Raw genomic sequence first — 18150 nt, 5'->3', positions numbered from 1 at the left:
AACAGTTACAGAAATGGCTTGCTTTTTTACTTTATTTGAATCTATCTTTTTTATTCTGAATAATTTATAGTTCCTAAATAACCCATTTGTTTTACTATCCAAGATTTTCTGCCTTCAATGTAAGTTGTTGCCGGATTTGCCCTATATCTCAAAGGACTAGGTAAAATTGACGCAATTGCTGCTGACTCGTATTTTGATAATTTAGAAGCTGATTTTTTAAACCAATATTGCGCTGCTGCTTCTGCTCCATAAATACCTGGACCCATCTCTATGCTATTTAAGTAGACTTCCATAATACGCTCTTTTGTCCAAATAAGTTCTACTAAAAACGTAAAATAGGTTTCTAATCCTTTTCGTAGCCAACTTCTGTCTGGCCATAGAAATACATTTTTTGCTGTTTGTTGAGAAATAGTGCTCGCACCTTTAAGTCTCTTACCTTTTTTATTATTCTCAAATGCTTTTTCAATAGCCTTAATGTCAAAGCCATTATGACTTAAAAAGAATTGATCCTCACTACAAATTACTGCCTTTTGTAAGTGAGGTGAAATAGCTTTAATAGAAACCCAATTATGCTCCCAACCTTTTTTATTAGCATCTGTTTGTTCTGCATTACGGATTAGCATTAAAGGTGTTACTGGTACAGGAATCCACTTAAATAATAAAACTACTGCAACAGAAAACACCACACACCAAAACAGTATTTTAAGTACAAATCGAAATAAACGTTTGATCAATTTTAGCATTACTTATTAGGTTAAATCCGCTAACTCTCTACCCACTAAACTACCAATTGCTATTCCCATTCCACCTAAACGTACGCCACAAAACACATTATTAGTTAACTGTTTTACAATTGCTTTTTTCTGTTTGCCCACTCCCATAATACCAGACCAACGTTTCTCAATTTCAAAATTTTCATTTGGTAAAATAGTCGTTTTTAAAAGTTCTTTAAGCTTATTTTGAATAATTTCAGTTTGTGCAAATTCTGTAGTTTCCTCGGTTTTAAAATCGAGATTTCTCGCACCACCAAGCAATATTCTATTATCTATATTTCTAAAGTAATAATAGCCTTCATCTAAATGAAACGTACCCTTAATCTTTAAATTGTTAATAGGTTTTGTAATTAAAATTTGTGCTCTAGCAGGTTTAACTGAAGAAATATTAAGTTGTTTTGCAAATCCGTTAGTAGCAATAAAAAGTTTCTTAGAATTAAAATCAAAATGGTTTGTCTTAACTTTTACCGATTTAGCATCTTCAGAAAATGCTTCAACCGTTGTGTTATTTAATATTTTTATGCCAAGTGATTGTACTTTATTTAATAAAGCTTCTATCATCTTACCTGTATCAATTTGTCCCTCAAATGAATTAAAACTATAATTGGGTTTTATGCCTTTAAAACCAAAGTTGTTTAATTTAAAATTGAATACTTCAGATTTAAAGATGGGAAACAATAGCTTATTTATTTCTTCCTTCTTGCACTTGCATAAGTCATATAAAGCTTCATCAGATTCTAAAAACAATTCATAACCACCTAAATTCTGAAAATCAATTGACTTATCACCTAAGGTTTCACGAAGTATCTTAAGACCATTTATTCGCTTTTTAATCAAGTCTATCACTTCGCCTTCAGTATGCGTTTTTAGATCATCTATAATCTCACTTAAACTCCCAAAACATGCAAAACCAGCATTTTTTGTACTTGCACCTTGAGGAAGGATTCCCTTTTCTAGAATTAAAATCTTTGACTTTGGAAATCGCCGCTTTAATTGTAATGCGCAATTAAGACCTACAATTCCGCTACCTACAATGGTAAAATCAATGTTAGTAAGCCACGTTTTTATTTCCCAATACGATAAATTCATAATATAAAAAAAGCTCCTAATTGTAGGAGCTTTTAAAGTATAAATTTTATTTTTATTCTACTATAATTTTCTTAGTCACTTTTTGCAAACCATCTGATATGGTTAACATATAAACTCCAGATTGTGCATTGCTAAGCGCAATTGTTTCTTCAAAACGACCAACACTACTATAAACGTTGCTGTAAATAGAACGCCCTCTTATATCGTAAACATCAATTGATATTGCTTCTCCTGTCTTTGGGTTAAAACCAATATTAAATTCGCCATTATTAGGGTTAGGATAAATATTTAAATTGTCTAATTCATTTTCTGCAATACTTAATGCTTCTGAACAAAATTCCATTGACCAATTGTTTAAAGTACCTGTATCACCTGTATAATTATCCACTAATAGAATGGTCCAATCACCACTCATATCCAAACCATTAAAAACACTTAAAGTGTTTGCTGCCTCGTAAAGTCCAATTGTAGGACTAGCGCAAGATATAGTTGGCTCACCATCTTTAAAAGTTACATCAATATTACCAAATGCACCTGTATTACATGTTCTATTCCAAATATTGGTAAAAGCTGTTCCATTAGGATGTTGCAATTGTATTATTAAATCACCTATGTAAGAATGTGTAACATCTATAGATACTCTAAAATCTGTGATTGTTCCAGAATCTGGGACATTAATAGTATTAGCTACCACAGCTCCTTGAACATTTTCACCTCCTCCATCTGGAATAGCCAAAGCTATATTACCAGAGGTATAAGTGGTACATAATATATCAACTCCAATTCCGAAATTACTACTATTTACATTGAAAAATATACCATTTGCCGCTTCAACCATAATCCTACAATTTGAAGATGCAACATTTGGTACAGTAATACTTTGAGAACCATCATTAGGTGTATTACTAGCTAAAACTGTGTCAAAATTTAAACCACCATCGGTTGATAATAAAATATTTACGTTGGCTTCATTTACGCCATTACCTGTAGTGCCTGCAACATCCCAAGTAATAGTTTGAGACGAACCTACATCCCAAGAAATTCCACCTGTATTTTGAGACGTTACTGTAAAAGGACCAGCAGATGTTGTCACTGTAGCAGTCATACCATCAGAATCAGTTTGTCCTCCACTAGCATCATTATCTCTAACTGTTAGAGTGAAATTAATAGCTCTATTAACAGTTGCTAGTTTTTCCCATGTTGTTGAAACGCCTCCATTAGAAACCACATCTACAAGTCTTGGTATGTATCTTATAGGATTAATTGTTCCTTCGTAAGACCTTACTAAGGGTCCTGTTAAGGTTGTTTCGGCTGGTACTCCAGCTGTTCCTAAATCGTATTGTTCCCAAGTGTAAGTAAGTGAAGCTAATCCATCAACATCACTAGAATTACTTCCGTCTAATTTGTATGGTGTTCCTTGCGGAATAATATAATCAGCACCAGCATTTGCAACAGGTTCTGTATTTCCGGTTGCTGTTCTATTAACAGGACAAGAGCCTGTGCCTGAAACATGATTCCAAATTCGGAAAATACTATTACGATGAAAATAAGCATCACTACCTATTCGAATATTATCTGATCCACAAATACCAGCATATGCCATAATAGTAGATCCACTACCTGGCTCGTATGCGTTTGCTGCGGATCTATTTCCGCCAGAACAGTTTCCTACGGTTCCATTAAAAGTATGTGGAGCTCCAAATTGATGACCTAATTCATGCGCAACAAAATCAATATCAAAAGAATCTCCAACAGGTTGAGCTACTCCAGTTACTCCTCTTGCTTTATTGTTATTATTACATGTAACACCTAAGCCTGCTAAACCTCCTGCTCCTGTACTAAAGGTGTGTCCTATATCATAATTACCAGATCCAATTGTACCATTAATAATACTTTGACTTTGGTTGATTAATGTGTTTGTACTATCGTTATCAAATGGATCTGTTGCGCCATCTGTATAAATAAGACTAGAATTATTAGCAACCAACGTCATTGTAATTGACAAATCTCTTTCAAAGATGCCATTAACCCTATTCATAGTTACTACAACAGCTGCTAATGCATCAGCAACGGTACCACCATGAAATGCTGTATACTCACCTGTACAGGCAACAGCTAATCTATAATTTCTTAACATTCCATCGTCTGCATTTTTTGCTAAAGATGTAGCGTTTTCATAAATGTTATTTAATTTTGGGTCATCTATAAGACCACACTCAAAACCAAAACTTAAATCTTCTATATTTTGTTTAGAATATACTGTGTAAATATTACCGTCATCAGAAAATGGATCTATAAATTGAGTACCATTTGGCATCCCTAAAAACATCCCATGAAATCCTTTTGATGTAATACTAAACCTTATTATTTCTGAAGGATTTTCTATACCTTGACCAGCATAAGTTTTAATGTTAGGATATTCCGCTTGAAGCTCTAACTCCATCATAGGAGTTTCAAATACTCTATAATTATGTAGTTCTCCATTAGAGTTTGGAAAAGCAATAATTGTATTTCCTTGGTGCTCTCTGGTTCCAACATTTTGTAATTTATTTTTTAATTCCTCGAGATTTAATTTAAAATATTTCTCAGTCTTTAGTGAGATTTTTCTAAACACTTGGTCTGTCTGAATTGCCTTTGTTTCACCAACACTAGTCCATAACCCTTTTAAGTTCTGAGAACTAGCAGTGAACGTGACTAATAAAAATAAAATAATTGTTGTTTTAATAAAGTAAGTTTTATTCATAGTTATTATTTTTTCAATCTCTAAATTTACTTGTATTTATTTGATTATCAAAAAAACCGATTATCTCTTTTAAAACTGAACTAATCAATTGAGTTATTTTCTTGGTCAAAAAAAGAACCCAAACCTTTCGGTTTGGGTTCTTTTTTTTATTCTTCTATCTCATCTTGAAGCTTAAAGTCTTCCATGAATTTTGTAGTATAGTTACCAGCTAAATAATCTGGATGATCCATTAACTGTCTATGGAACGGAATTGTAGTTTTAATTCCTTCAATTACAAACTCATCTAAAGCTCGTTTCATTTTATGAATAGCTTCTTCTCTTGTTTGAGCTGTAGTAATCAGCTTTGCAATCATTGAATCGTAGTTAGGAGGAATACTATAACCAGCGTAAACATGGGTATCTAATCTTACACCATGTCCTCCTGGTGCATGAAGAGTAGTAATTTTTCCTGGTGAAGGTCTAAAATCATTAAATGGATCTTCAGCGTTTATTCTACATTCTATTGAATGCAATTGAGGTAAATAGTTTTTACCAGAAATTGGTACACCTGCCGCAACAAGTATTTGCTCACGAATTAAATCGAAATCTATAACTTGTTCTGTAATTGGGTGTTCTACTTGGATACGAGTATTCATTTCCATGAAGTAGAAATTTCTATGTTTATCTACGAGAAATTCAACTGTACCAGCACCTTCGTATTTTATAAATTCGGCAGCTTTTACAGCTGCTTTACCCATTTTATTTCTCAATTTATCAGTCATAAAAGGAGAAGGTACTTCTTCCGTTAACTTTTGATGACGTCTCTGAATTGAGCAATCTCTTTCGGATAAATGACAGGCTTTTCCTCGAGAATCACCAACAATTTGTATTTCTATATGACGAGGCTCTTCAATTAGCTTCTCCATATACATATCGTCATTGCCAAATGCTGCTTTAGATTCTGAACGTGCGGATTCCCATGCATTCTGTAAATCTTCTGGTTTCCAAACAGCTCGCATACCTTTTCCACCACCACCTGCAGAAGCTTTTAACATTACAGGATAACCTGTTTCTTTTGCAATTTTAACACAATCTTCAAATGTTTCAATTATGCCATCACTTCCAGGAACACAAGGTACTCCTGCGGCTTTCATTGTAGCTTTTGCATTAGATTTATCACCCATTCTATCAATCATCTCTTCAGATGCGCCAATGAATTTTATTCCATGCTCCTCACATATTTTAGAGAATTTAGCATTTTCTGATAAAAATCCATAACCTGGATGAATAGCATCTGCGTTGGTAATTTCTGCAGCTGCAATAATATTTGATATTTTGAGGTAAGAATCACTACTCGATGGTGGACCTATACAAACAGCTTCATCCGCAAATTTTACATGAAGACTTTCTGCATCTGCTGTAGAATAAACTGCAACAGTTCTGATACCCATTTCTTTACAGGTTCTAATAACCCTAAGTGCTATTTCCCCTCTATTTGCAATTAGTATTTTTTTAAACATGTCTTTTGAGTTTAAGAGTTTATTGTTTAGTTGTTTATGTTTAAATACTACGTCTTATTTAAACTTAAACTTAAACTTCTAAACCTAAAGTTTATGAAGGATCAACTAAAAATAATGGTTGATCAAATTCTACTGGTGAAGCGTCATCCACCAATACTTTTACAATTTTTCCAGAAATTTCGGACTCAATCTCGTTGAATAATTTCATTGCTTCTATTACACAAAGCACATCACCTTCTTTTATATCAGTACCAACCTCAACAAAAACTGGTTTATCAGGAGATGGTTTACGATAAAATGTACCTATTATTGGTGATTTTATAGTTATATATTTAGAATCTTCGGTAGTTGCATTAGCTGCTGGTGTAGCTGGAGCTTCTTGTACTGGTGCAGGTTGATGCATTGGTACTTGTTGATGCATTACAGGAGCCGCTTGTACTGGTACTTGTTGCACAATTGTTGTATCATCTGAGCCAGTTTTAATAGTGATTTTTACATCATCCATTTCTAACTTAACTTCACTTGCACCTGATTTGGCTACAAACCTAATTAAGTTTTGTATTTCTTTTATATCCATAATTTTAGATATTAATTAGTTAGTTATTTTTTTAGGAATTATAAGCCCATTTAAAATAAATTGAGCCCCAAGTAAATCCACCACCAAAGGCAGCGAATATTATTTTATCACCTTTTTTAAGTTGTGATTCGTAATCGTGTAATAATAACGGTAAGGTAGCTGAAGTTGTATTTCCGTACCTCTGTATGTTCATCATTACTTTATCTTCTTCTAAATTTATTCTGTTTGCAGTAGCATCAATAATACGCTTATTGGCTTGGTGTGCCGCCAACCATTGTATATCGTTGTTTTTGAGTTGATTCCTCTTTAAAATACGCTCTGTAACGTCAGCCATATTAAAAACGGCATTTTTAAAGACTGTTTTCCCATCTTGAAAAACATAATGTTTTCCTTCTTTAAAGGTATTTTCATTAATAGGATAAGATGATCCTCCATAAGTTGCCTGAAGAAACTCTCTTCCTTCACCATTACTTCTCAATAATTCATCTTGTAGACCTAATCCTTCTTCATTTGGCTCAAAAAGAACAGCTCCAGCTCCATCACCAAAAATAATACATGTTGTTCTATCTTTATAATTTATAAAAGACGAATTTTTATCTGCGCCAATAAGAAGTACCTTTTTATATCGACCAGATTCTATATAAGCAGATGCCGTTGACATTCCGTATAAGAAACTTGAACAGGCCGCTTCTAAATCGTAAGAAAAAGCATTAACAGCACCAATTTGCGTTGCAGTATAGGCTGCTGTAGAAGCAGCTTTCATATCTGGTGTAGCCGTACATACAATTACCAAATCAATATCTTTTGGGTCTAAGCCTTTTTTATTAATTAAGTCTTCGGCTGCTTTTATTGCTAAAAAAGAAGTTCCTTTTCCTTCCTCTTTTAAAATTCTACGCTCTTTAATACCTGTTCTAGAAGTAATCCATTCATCGTTAGTTTCTACCATGGTTTCAAGTACTTTATTTGATAAAACAAAGTCCGGAACATAGCCTCCGACTGCTGTAATTGCCGCTGTGATTTTACTCATTGTTAGGATTTAGAAGATTAAATGTATTGAAAATTGACAAAATTTGATATGTTTTATTCAATTTTTATCAATTTATCGCAATTAATTACGCAAAGTAAGTGGTTTTTGCGCTATTCAAAAAATAATAACAAAAAAAACGCCCACAAGTGAGCGTTTTCTTTTATGCATGCATAATATTTATGCTACGTTTTCTTCTTCAACAGATTTGTCAATTAAAATTTGACCTCTGTAGTATAATTTACCTTCGTGCCAGTGAGCTCTATGGTATAAGTGTGGCTCACCAGTTGTTGGGCAAGTTGCTATTTGAGGTACAGAAGCTTTATAATGTGTTCTTCTTTTATCTCTTCTTGTTTTCGATATTTTACGCTTTGGATGTGCCATTTTAAATGTTATTTATCCGTTAATAGTTTTTTTAAATTATTCCAACGAGGATCAATATCCTCTGACGATTTATTTTTAATGTCCTTTTGTGGACTTAATTCTTCTAATTTTGAAAGTATATCTGATTCTAACGTACCATCTTCTACACCTGGATGAACACGCTTTACAGGAACTGCTAAAACAATTAGTTCGTAAATATACTGTGCCACATTAATTTCATATTCTCCATGTGGTACAATTAATATTTCTTCGTTATCATTATTATACTCATTGCCAAACTTAACAACTAGTTTAAAAGCGTCATCAATTGTTTGATCATAAGGTTCATTTGTAATATCACAATTAATGTTTACTGTTCCTTTTGCTGAAAAATTCAACTCTAAAAGTGTTGATTTTTTTTCAAATTTCAGATCTATTTTAACATCAACTGTATTGAATTCATCGTATTCAAAATGTTGAAAGAACGTATTATCAATTTGATAATCAAAATGATGCTCTCCTATTTTTAATCCTACAAAAGGAATTATATAAGATTTTAATGCCTTCATTACTACACTCATTTTGAGCCTGCAAATATATAAATTTTTAATTATTTAAAGCCTAGATATCAACAAATTTTGTTTATAACTATCTCGTTTGCTTTTTTAACGGGTTTTTACTGTAAAAATTATACGTTTCGCGACTCCTAAAAATTTGAATTGCAGTAAATATTGCTTGTTTCATAGATCCCTCATCTGCAATACCTTTACCTGCAATTTCATATGCGGTTCCATGATCGGGTGATGTTCTCACTTTACTTAAGCCAGCAGTATAGTTTACGCCTTCACCAAATGCAATAGTTTTAAACGGAATTAAGCCTTGATCATGGTAAGATGCTATTATAGCATCGAACTTTTTATAGTTATTAGACCCAAAAAAACTATCTGCAGAATAAGGACCATAAACTAAATTACCCTGTAGTTTTATTTTTTCTAAAGCGGGTTTTAAAACTGTATCATCTTCATTACCTATAACTCCATTATCGCCTGCATGCGGATTTATGGCTAATACAGCAACTTTAGGTTTAGCAATTCCGAAATCTTGTTTTAATGATTTTATAACAGTTGTGATTTTCTCATTAATTAATTCTTCTGTGATTTTCTCACTTGCATCTTTTAAAGGTACATGATCTGTTAATAGCCCAACGCGAAGTGCATTAGAAACCATAAACATTAGACTTTTACCATTTAACGCTTTTGCTAAGTAATCTGTATGGCCTGGAAAGTTAAATTTATCAGATTGTATATTGTGCTTATTAATTGGAGCAGTTACTAAAACATCTATTGTTCCATTTTTTAAAGCATTGGTTGCGGCTTCAAGTGATTTTATAGCATACTCACCTATTTTATTGTCTTCTTTTCCAAAATCTATTTTTACAGATTCATTCCATACATTTACAACATTAACCTTACCTACAACCACTTTTTCTGGTGTGTCAATATTGTAGAAATTAATTTTACTTTTAAAATGATTTTTAAAAAACTGCATGGTTTTACCTGATGCAAAAATTACAGGCGTACTTAATTCTAAAGATCTAGGATCCTCATAAGTTTTTATAATAATCTCTGGGCCAATACCATTGAGGTCTCCAACTGAAATACCAACAATAACAGATTCTTTTCGCTTCATATATTTTGTAACTATCTTGAATAAAATAACGAATACTTAATATTTTAGTTCCGTTTCTTACCACTTACAAAGTTTATTTCATAAAATGGGTTTAACTTTGTGGTTGCAAATTTAAACTAAATAAAGTACATTTTATGTTTACAGGAATTATTGAAAATCTAGCGAGTGTTAACAAGCTAGAAAAAGACGGAAGCAATCTACACATTACCGTACAATCATCTCTTACAAAAGAATTGAAAATTGACCAAAGTATTGCTCATAATGGAGTCTGCATGACGGTTGTTAATATTGAGGGAGATACTTATACTGTTACGGCTATCCAAGAAACCTTAGACAAAACTAATATTGGTTCTCTTACAAAAAATCAACTTATTAATCTTGAACGAGCCATGAAACTTGGTGACCGTTTAGATGGACATATTGTGCAAGGGCATGTAGACCAAGTAGCGAATTGTATTAATGTTGTAGAAGAAAATGGTAGTTGGGTGTTTACTTTTGAATATGATAAAAACCTTAATAATATTACTATTGAAAAAGGTTCTATAACGGTTAATGGTGTGAGTCTTACAGTGGTAAACTCTCAGTTAAATCAGTTTTCTGTAGCCATAATTCCTTACACCTATAATAATACAATATTTAAAACATTAAAAATTGGAGATAAGGTTAATCTAGAATTTGATGTTATAGGCAAATATGTAAAACGCCTAAATGACCTTAGAATCTAAGCTCTTTTCTTAGAAAACGTAAATGATTTATAAATTCCTAAACCAATAGCAAGCACAAATAAAATAAGCACTCCATTATCAATTGGTAGTCCTGGAGGTGGTGGTGGTATAGGTGGTGGTGGTGTGGCTCCTTGCGCCATAGATGCGAAAGCAACGAAAAAAACTAAGACTGAGGCTAACATATTCTTGTTCTGCATTCTATTAAATATGGTGTAAATGTATTAAAAAATTCTTGCCCACAAAATAATTTCACATAAAAAACATCTTTGAACGGTAAAATTTATCGATAAAAAGCTAAAAAATGTAGTTATTTTAGAGAATATACGCGCTCTTTTTTAAAAATTATGCGCAAATATAATACTATTTTACTTTACAATTATCACTAATAAAGGCATTTAAATTAAAAATATTTAGAGATTGTTAAATTGATTTAATAGATGGATTAAACATTAAAACAACATTTTGGATAATTTATTTTATTAACGGTAGCGATTTATACTTTTATGCTTTGAAAAACCAACTTAATCGCGCTCTCACCATATTTACGTTCTAATCGTCTTATTGTAAAATGAGCAGTTGCCATCTTCTGAAAGTGATCTACAAATACATAATTTAATCCTCCTCCTCCAATTGCTCCAATTACAGGTACGGCTTGAGCTAAAAATTTTTCACTAATAAGAAGGCTTAACCTTGTAGCTATGTTAGATAAAAAATTACCTATTGCATTAGAACCTAGAACACCTACGCCTTTAGCTAAACTATCTAAGGTAATTTTAATCCCAGAAGCGGACACTTTATTAATAGCTGAATTTAAAGCTAATCTTGTTGTATAATAACTCGTTTCTAAATCATCATCGTTTTTAGAACCACCTCCTAGAGCAAAAACTTGCATACAGGCCATTTGCCCTTCTAAAGTATAAATATCTTCCCCTTCACTGCGTGCAATATCCATAATGGTTCGCATTAAAAATTTAGTAGTCAATGTCACTTCCGAAGCAAAAATTGCAGTACCAAAACCTGTAGATGAACCAAAAAAGCCACTTATAGCACCAGTACCAGTAATAACACCTTTGTAAGTGTTTTTAGACGGTTTTTTAAATCTTTTATTCTTTTGTATGGTTAATAAATTTGCTTTTATAATTTTTAACAAAACCGATTCAATTATTTTTTGGACCTTCAACAATACCTTTTCAGGCACAAACTTAATTCCTGTTTCTACAGTATTGCCTACCTTATTGACATTACGGATTGCCCAACTTAAATTATGCATGCTAGATTTTGCATGAATTAAAGCATCTTTATCTTCAGTAGAAATTGAAATTGGAATTATACTCATGGTTTGGGGTTTATTAAAATTTGTCGTTTTTGGGAATTATTTGTTACAACCTTAAAAGTTAATTGTAACATTAATAATTAATGTGCAGAGGTTCAATATTTAAAATAGTTTAATATAATTAAAATCATATAAAGCTAAATTTAATTAATTTTTTATAAGTCTTAGTTTTTAGAATTATACTTATTTAAACATGATAGATTTAATAAAAACCTTTAAATTGTTATTTTTAATATTGTAATTAATGAATTTGATTTCCTATAAAATTTGAAAAAATCACTGTACATAATATCGTTTTTCGTATTGTTTTTAACAAACGTATATGGTCAATATTCTCCAAGTACTCATAATTATAATTTAGCAGAATATAAAGCAGGAAATCAAAATTGGGATATTACCAGAGCAGAAGATGGAAAAATTTATGTTGCCAATAATAATGGCTTACTAGTTTATGATGCCTTCAGTTGGAAATTCTACCAATTACCAAATAAAACGACAGTTCGTTCAGTATTTACTGATAATAATATTGTATTTACTGGCTCTTACGAAGAATTTGGATATTGGAAAAAAGATGCGCTAGGGATTTTAAAATACAATTCTCTTAGTGAAAGTGTTATTGACCAAATTTCTCCCAACGAAGAGATTTGGCAAATTGTTAAGTTTCAAGACAAAATTGTTTTTCGGTCATTTTTAAATATTTACATATATGATTTTAAAAATGTTATTCAATTAAGTCCTAAATCAGCTATAATTTCTAGCAACGTTATAGATAACAAACTCTATATCTGCACTCTAAATAAAGGGATTTTTTCTCTAGAAAATAATAAACTTAAGCCATTCTTTTTTAACTCTAAGCTAATTGATACAAAAATAATTTCTTTAACAAGTTACAATAATGGCTTACTTCTGTTAACCTCATTAAAGGGAAGTTATTTTTTAAATAAAAATCAATTAAAGCCAACAGGTTTTAGCATTGATAAAGAAATTAAGCAACATCAACTTAATAAATTTTCACAATTACAAAATGGTGAAATGGTTTTTGGGACAATAAAAGACGGCTTATTTTTAACAGATGCTAAAGGCAATTTAAAATTTCATATTAGTAAAGAAAATGGTTTAATTAATAATACCGTATTAGGGCAATATATTGATACATCTAACACTTTGTGGCTAGGGTTAGACAACGGTATTTCTAAAATAGATTTAGATAATCATTATTATTTCTTTAATGATCAATCTGGTAAACTGGGCGCTGTATATGATGTTGTTAACTATAATGGACAAATTTATATAGGGAGTAATACCGGACTTTTTAGGTTAAATGAAAATGATAAACTTCATTTTATAGAAGGTTCTCAAGGTCAGGTTTGGGATTTAAAAATAATTGAAGACCAACTCTTCTGCGGTCATAATGAAGGCACCTTTATTGTTAACAATGATAAGCTCACCTGGATTTCTAATTTTACAGGTGGTTGGACCATAAAAAAAGTACCCGAAAGAAACCACACGTACATACAAGGAACGTATACTGGTTTAGTGAAATTTGAAAAGCGTAATAATAAATGGGAAGTTAAACATTTAGGCAAAACAACAATTCCGTCACGTTTTTTAGTATTTGAAAATCCAAATACGGCTTGGGTGGCACATGCTTATAAAGGACTATATCGTATAAAATTTGATAGCAACTTTGATACAATTTCTAGTGTTACGTCTTATAGTGATAAAGGAATAGGTTCCGATTTTAACCTTCGGGTTTACAATATTAAAAACAATATTAGTTTTAAAACTAATGATGGTTGGAAGAAATATGAACCCATTATTGATTCTATAATTCCGTACAACCTACTTAATGAAAAATTTGGAAAGGATAGTTATATCATTTCAGAAGAAGATACAAATCGATTAGGATTAATTAATAAGGATGGCGTCATCAGTTTAAAATCATTTAACAATTTAGAAGATAGCATCACCTTTGGTAATCGAAGAATAAAAAATAGATATGTCGTTGGTTATGAGAATATTTCTAAGATTGAAGATTCAATTTATGCTCTTAATTTAGTAAATGGCTTTATGGTTATAGAGAATGGCTTTAAAAAGAACATTCAGTTATATAGTCCAAAAATAGAATCTATATTAATCAACAAAGAAGTCACTGCGATTAATACAAAGACGTTAGCTTTAGAATATGGTGAAAATATAGAAATTGAAATAGCCTCTCCAAAATCTGATAATCACTTTTTTGAGTATAAATTATCTGAGAACGAAGAACACTGGAATACCTTAGAAAATAATACCCTAGAATTAAATAATTTAATTGAAGGAAATTATAAAATTCTATTTAGAGCACAAAATGATTTTGGAAATATCTCTCCCGTTGAATCATTAGAATTTGAAATAAATCCACCTTGGTACAGAGGAACTTTAGGTTTCTTATTATACATTTTAATTTTTGTCCTAGCAATTTTTACATTTTTCTATGTGCAAAAAAGAAAAATATTAAGACAACAAAGACTAATAAAAATAAAATACCAAAAAGAACAGCAAAAACTCCTTAGAGAAAAAACACTAGAAAATGAAAAACGTATTGTACAATTAAAAAATGAAGCGCTGCAAAGTGATATAAAATCTAAGAGTAAACAATTAGCAAATAATGCTATGGCTTTGGTTAAGAAAAATGAATCCTTACAAGAAATTAAAAAAGAATTAATGATTAATAAGGAAGGTTTTCAAAACTACTACGCTTATAAAAAGTTGTTGAAAAAAGTTGATAATTCTATTGTGCTAAAAGATGAATGGGAAGTTTTTGAATATAATTTTAATCAAGTTCACGATGAGTTTTTTATAAAACTAAAACAACAACATCCAAAAATTACACCTAAGGATTTAAAGATTTGCGCCTACATCAAAATGAATTTATCATCTAAAGAGATTGCTCCTCTACTAAATATCTCTGTTAGAGGTGTAGAAACGCATAGATATAGGTTAAAAAAGAAGCTAAATTTAGATAATGACACTTCTGTAGTAGATTATTTATTAAATATTAAATAACATAAGGCCTAAATTATCATATATTTAATTTTTTCACTACGTCATTTATACGTCACTCTGTTAAAATCTACATAACGAAATCGTTTTTTTCTTAGCTTTATATTACGTCATACTAGGCTTTTTCCATATTCTCTTAATAAACTTTATACATGACGTATTTAAAATGTAAATAGAAGTTAACACTATTTAACATTAGGTTATAATTTAGATGAACACAAAAACTAAATAATAAACTCTAATATTTATTAATTTTTATGAAAACAAAATTCAGTCTATTGTTAATGCTGTTTTTTTCAATTTGCGCTTTTGCTCAGCAGATTGATATTAACGGAATTGTAACAACCGAAAGTGATGGGATGCCTTTGCCAGGTGCAAACGTCCTTATCAAAGGAACGAATAGAGGAACTACAACAGATTTTGATGGTAAATTTACTATTAAAGCATCTCGTGGTGAGCAAATTGAGTTCAGTTATATTGGGTTAGAAACTCAGATAATCCTTATTGAGAATCAAACGGAGCTTAATATTGCCCTTAAAGACGACGTGTCTTCTTTAAGCGAAGTTGTTGTTATTGGTTACGGATCACAGAAAAAAGCCGATTTAACTAGTGCTATTGCAACCATTAATCCAGAAGAATTAAAAGCCACACCTTCTGCTCAGTTGGTACAAGGGTTTCAAGGAAAGGTAGCAGGAGTTCAAATCAGTAGTATTGGATCTCCTGGAGAAACACCAGAAGTAAGAATACGTGGTGCTAATTCTTTAGCTGGTGACTCTTCACCTTTATATGTTGTAGACGGCATGTTTTATGATAGTATAGACTTTTTAAATCCAAGTGAAATTGAAAATGTTTCTATATTAAAAGATGCTTCTTCATCTGCAATTTATGGTGTTAAAGCTGCCAATGGAGTAATATTAATAACCACCAAAGGAGGAAGGTTTAATAAAAAACCAGAAATATCATTCTCTACCTATTATGGGTTTCAAAATGCTCAAAATGTATTAAAAATGGCAAATGCAGAGCAATTTGTAACTTTTGCTCAAGAGTCTGGTTCTGCGTCAGAGATTTCTAGTGTAGAACAAGCTATACAAAGATTTGGTAGAAGCAGAATTAATCCTAACATTCCAGATGTAAATACAGATTGGTATGATGAGGTTCTTAGAGTTGCATCAATTGAAAATTACGATTTACAAGTTAACGGTGGATCTGAAAGTGTTTCATATTCTCTTGGTGGAAACTTCTTTCTTCAAGATGGTATTTTAGATATGAAAAATAGTTATGAACGTTTCAATATTAGAGCCAAAGTAGATGCTAAAGCAGCAGATTGGTTAAATGTTGGTGGTAATATCTTATACAGTAATGCTGTAAAATACGATGACGAAGCTTCAGCGTGGCAATTAACGTATTATGCCGTTCCTATTTTACCAGTTTATGATTATAATTTTGTAGACGCAGACCCAACACCTTACTCAGATGCTAGAGAGGTTGGATATAGAGGTTCTCAAAATCCATTTCCATTACTTGATAATTCAGACAGAAGAGGAGAAAGAAGAAGAACAACAGCTAATTTTTATGCAGATTTTAAAATTATACCTGATCATTTAAGTTTTAAAACAACCTTCTCTTATAACTACCTCGGCACTAATGAGCGCATTATGCTATTGCCTTATTATATTACTGACGACTATCAAAGAAGTATAGATAACTCATCCATTACTAGAACAAACAGTGTTGTAGAAAATTATATTTTTGATAATGTATTAACTTACACTAACAGCTTCGGTGAGCACGATTTAACAGTAATGGCTGGTACATCTTTTAGAGATGATTATTACAGAACATTTTGGGCAAGTGGAAATTTTGATCCAGGTGGAGCCTTTTTAAGAGATAACGAACAAACATGGTATATTCAAAATACTGCCGAAGACAGCAGAACTGCAAGTGATGGAGGTAGTCGTTATTACGGAATGTCTTATTTTGGTAGAGCCCAATATAAATTCAAGGATAAGTACTTGGCTTATGCTACATTTAGATCAGAAGGAAGTAACAAATACGAAAACACTTATGTTAATCTACCTGCCTTTGGTTTAGGTTGGGAAATCTCTAAAGAATCATTTATGGAAGATATAAATTTCATAAATTATTTAAAGCTAAGAGCTGGTTGGGGAAAATTAGCTAATAATGCTGTAGGTGCAAGTATACCAATTTCAGCAAGTACAATTTCTACCGTTTTTAATGATACTTATTATAATGGTTTTCAATTCTCTACGGTTGCAGATGATGTAGATTGGGAATATACTGAAGAATTAAATGTCGGTTTATCTGCAAATCTATTTAATAATAGATTGTCTTTAGAGGCAGACTATTTTGTAAAAGACACTGAAAATTTAGTGATAAATATAGAACCTTTGGTAGGTACGGAAGTAAGTAGCCAAAATGCTGGTTCTGTAAGAAATCAAGGTATAGAATTAGCAGCAACATGGAATGGACAAATATCTGAAGATTTTGGGTATACAGTTTCTGGTAACTTTAGTACTATAGATAATGAAATTACTGGTTTAGCTGGTCAACCATATCTAAACACTGGTACAGCAGAAGCAAGACAACGATTAATTGTTGGTGAAGCAATTAACTCTTTTTATGGTTATGAAATAGAAGGGGTTTATCAAAATACAGCAGAAGTTGATGCAGATCCAAATGTTCAAGCAATTATAGCAGACGGAACCGCTATTGAACCAGGTTATTTTAGATACAGAGATCTTAATAATGATGGCACTATAGATGCTAATGATAGAAAAGTTATAGGATCACCAGTACCAACATATTACTTTGGTGGTAACATAGGTCTTAACTACAAAGGATTTGAGTTAAATGTAGCGTTTTATGGACAAGGTGGTAATGTAATATTAAACACCAACCGCATGGAAGTGATTAGAACTCAAGGTAGAAATATAGATGCAGAACTAGCAATTAATCGCTGGCATGGAGAAGGAACCACAAACAAGTTTCCATCATCCGAAGGTTATAGAAGTTTATGGAATCAAAAATTATCTGAATTCTTTTTACAAGATGGAGACTTTTTTAGAATTCAAAACATTCAGTTAGCCTATACTTTAAAAGAGGAAAAGCTACCAGAAATGCGCTTTACACTTACCGCAGATCGACCTATTTTATGGACAAAAGGGTACAATGGTTTTAATCCAGAGGTTGGTTTCGATGGAAGAGATACACAAACATATCCAACACCATCGGTTTATACATTTGGAGTTACAGTTAAATTTTAAAAAATT

At 31.6% G+C, this 18150-nt stretch carries 14 protein-coding genes; 3 read left to right on the top strand and 11 right to left on the bottom strand.

Translation table 11 applies throughout. The features are described from left to right. Nucleotides 1–50: 50 nt before the first annotated feature. The 9 genes from mtgA to pdxA all read right to left on the bottom strand — a co-directional run bounded on the left by mtgA (nucleotide 51) and on the right by pdxA (nucleotide 9757). Nucleotides 51–743 (bottom strand): monofunctional biosynthetic peptidoglycan transglycosylase, encoded by a 693-nt coding sequence (mtgA, locus tag HNV10_RS03320; RefSeq protein ID WP_173299893.1) that lies wholly within the window; start codon nucleotides 741–743, stop codon nucleotides 51–53. 6 nt (nucleotides 744–749) lie between these two features. After that, nucleotides 750–1862, bottom strand: coding sequence for an NAD(P)/FAD-dependent oxidoreductase (locus HNV10_RS03315; RefSeq protein WP_173299892.1), 1113 nt, complete (start codon nucleotides 1860–1862; stop codon nucleotides 750–752). Between the two features lie 52 nt (nucleotides 1863–1914). After that, nucleotides 1915–4605: a zinc-dependent metalloprotease gene (locus HNV10_RS03310; protein ID WP_173299891.1), complete on the bottom strand. Its 2691-nt coding sequence runs from the start codon at nucleotides 4603–4605 to the stop codon at nucleotides 1915–1917. Nucleotides 4606–4751: 146 nt separating this feature from the next. After that, a complete protein-coding gene (accC, locus tag HNV10_RS03305; RefSeq protein ID WP_173299890.1) occupies nucleotides 4752–6104 on the bottom strand; it encodes an acetyl-CoA carboxylase biotin carboxylase subunit in 1353 nt (450 codons plus the stop codon). A gap of 91 nt (nucleotides 6105–6195) precedes the next feature. After that, the gene (gene accB, locus HNV10_RS03300) at nucleotides 6196–6681 is read right to left on the bottom strand and encodes an acetyl-CoA carboxylase biotin carboxyl carrier protein (RefSeq protein ID WP_173299889.1); all 486 of its coding nucleotides are present in this window, start codon (nucleotides 6679–6681) and stop codon (nucleotides 6196–6198) included. Between the two features lie 31 nt (nucleotides 6682–6712). Continuing rightward, a complete protein-coding gene (locus HNV10_RS03295) occupies nucleotides 6713–7708 on the bottom strand; it encodes a beta-ketoacyl-ACP synthase III (protein ID WP_173299888.1) in 996 nt (331 codons plus the stop codon). 177 nt (nucleotides 7709–7885) lie between these two features. Further along, complete coding sequence (gene rpmF, locus HNV10_RS03290) at nucleotides 7886–8089, bottom strand: 50S ribosomal protein L32 (RefSeq protein ID WP_157364235.1); 204 nt, start codon at nucleotides 8087–8089, stop codon at nucleotides 7886–7888. 8 nt (nucleotides 8090–8097) lie between these two features. After that, nucleotides 8098–8637, bottom strand: coding sequence for a YceD family protein (locus HNV10_RS03285; RefSeq protein WP_173300058.1), 540 nt, complete (start codon nucleotides 8635–8637; stop codon nucleotides 8098–8100). Between the two features lie 79 nt (nucleotides 8638–8716). Continuing rightward, nucleotides 8717–9757 (bottom strand): 4-hydroxythreonine-4-phosphate dehydrogenase PdxA, encoded by a 1041-nt coding sequence (pdxA, locus tag HNV10_RS03280; protein ID WP_173299887.1) that lies wholly within the window; start codon nucleotides 9755–9757, stop codon nucleotides 8717–8719. Nucleotides 9758–9891: 134 nt separating this feature from the next. On the opposite strand from pdxA, the gene HNV10_RS03275 reads away from it, so the two are divergent. Next, nucleotides 9892–10482, top strand: a complete 591-nt coding sequence (locus HNV10_RS03275) for a riboflavin synthase (RefSeq protein ID WP_173299886.1) — start codon at nucleotides 9892–9894, stop codon at nucleotides 10480–10482. Here HNV10_RS03275 and HNV10_RS03270 read toward each other — a convergent pair. After that, nucleotides 10479–10679 (bottom strand): hypothetical protein, encoded by a 201-nt coding sequence (locus tag HNV10_RS03270; RefSeq protein ID WP_241695447.1) that lies wholly within the window; start codon nucleotides 10677–10679, stop codon nucleotides 10479–10481. The genes HNV10_RS03275 and HNV10_RS03270 overlap by 4 nt on opposite strands. A gap of 296 nt (nucleotides 10680–10975) precedes the next feature. Further along, nucleotides 10976–11818 (bottom strand): EcsC family protein, encoded by an 843-nt coding sequence (locus HNV10_RS03265; RefSeq protein ID WP_173299885.1) that lies wholly within the window; start codon nucleotides 11816–11818, stop codon nucleotides 10976–10978. Nucleotides 11819–12082: 264 nt separating this feature from the next. On the opposite strand from HNV10_RS03265, the gene HNV10_RS03260 reads away from it, so the two are divergent. After that, the gene (locus HNV10_RS03260) at nucleotides 12083–14863 is read left to right on the top strand and encodes a helix-turn-helix and ligand-binding sensor domain-containing protein (protein ID WP_173299884.1); all 2781 of its coding nucleotides are present in this window, start codon (nucleotides 12083–12085) and stop codon (nucleotides 14861–14863) included. 254 nt (nucleotides 14864–15117) lie between these two features. After that, nucleotides 15118–18144: a SusC/RagA family TonB-linked outer membrane protein gene (locus HNV10_RS03255; protein ID WP_173299883.1), complete on the top strand. Its 3027-nt coding sequence runs from the start codon at nucleotides 15118–15120 to the stop codon at nucleotides 18142–18144. The last annotated feature ends 6 nt before the right edge of the window (nucleotides 18145–18150 follow it).

Source organism: Winogradskyella litoriviva (genome assembly GCF_013249065.1).
Lineage (GTDB): Bacteria > Bacteroidota > Bacteroidia > Flavobacteriales > Flavobacteriaceae > Winogradskyella > Winogradskyella litoriviva.
This window is presented reverse-complemented; position numbering and strand designations above follow the sequence as displayed.

Excerpts from the sequence above, each read along its gene's own strand:
- mtgA (WP_173299893.1), bottom strand. The coding sequence starts at position 743 with ATGCTAAAATTGATCAAACGTTTATTTCGATTTGTACTTAAAATACTG.
- HNV10_RS03315 (WP_173299892.1), bottom strand. The coding sequence starts at position 1,862 with ATGAATTTATCGTATTGGGAAATAAAAACGTGGCTTACTAACATTGAT.
- HNV10_RS03310 (WP_173299891.1), bottom strand. The coding sequence starts at position 4,605 with ATGAATAAAACTTACTTTATTAAAACAACAATTATTTTATTTTTATTA.
- accC (WP_173299890.1), bottom strand. The coding sequence starts at position 6,104 with ATGTTTAAAAAAATACTAATTGCAAATAGAGGGGAAATAGCACTTAGG.
- accB (WP_173299889.1), bottom strand. The coding sequence starts at position 6,681 with ATGGATATAAAAGAAATACAAAACTTAATTAGGTTTGTAGCCAAATCA.
- HNV10_RS03295 (WP_173299888.1), bottom strand. The coding sequence starts at position 7,708 with ATGAGTAAAATCACAGCGGCAATTACAGCAGTCGGAGGCTATGTTCCG.
- rpmF (WP_157364235.1), bottom strand. The coding sequence starts at position 8,089 with ATGGCACATCCAAAGCGTAAAATATCGAAAACAAGAAGAGATAAAAGA.
- HNV10_RS03285 (WP_173300058.1), bottom strand. The coding sequence starts at position 8,637 with ATGAAGGCATTAAAATCTTATATAATTCCTTTTGTAGGATTAAAAATA.
- pdxA (WP_173299887.1), bottom strand. The coding sequence starts at position 9,757 with ATGAAGCGAAAAGAATCTGTTATTGTTGGTATTTCAGTTGGAGACCTC.
- HNV10_RS03275 (WP_173299886.1), top strand. The coding sequence starts at position 9,892 with ATGTTTACAGGAATTATTGAAAATCTAGCGAGTGTTAACAAGCTAGAA.
- HNV10_RS03270 (WP_241695447.1), bottom strand. The coding sequence starts at position 10,679 with ATGCAGAACAAGAATATGTTAGCCTCAGTCTTAGTTTTTTTCGTTGCT.
- HNV10_RS03265 (WP_173299885.1), bottom strand. The coding sequence starts at position 11,818 with ATGAGTATAATTCCAATTTCAATTTCTACTGAAGATAAAGATGCTTTA.
- HNV10_RS03255 (WP_173299883.1), top strand. The coding sequence starts at position 15,118 with ATGAAAACAAAATTCAGTCTATTGTTAATGCTGTTTTTTTCAATTTGC.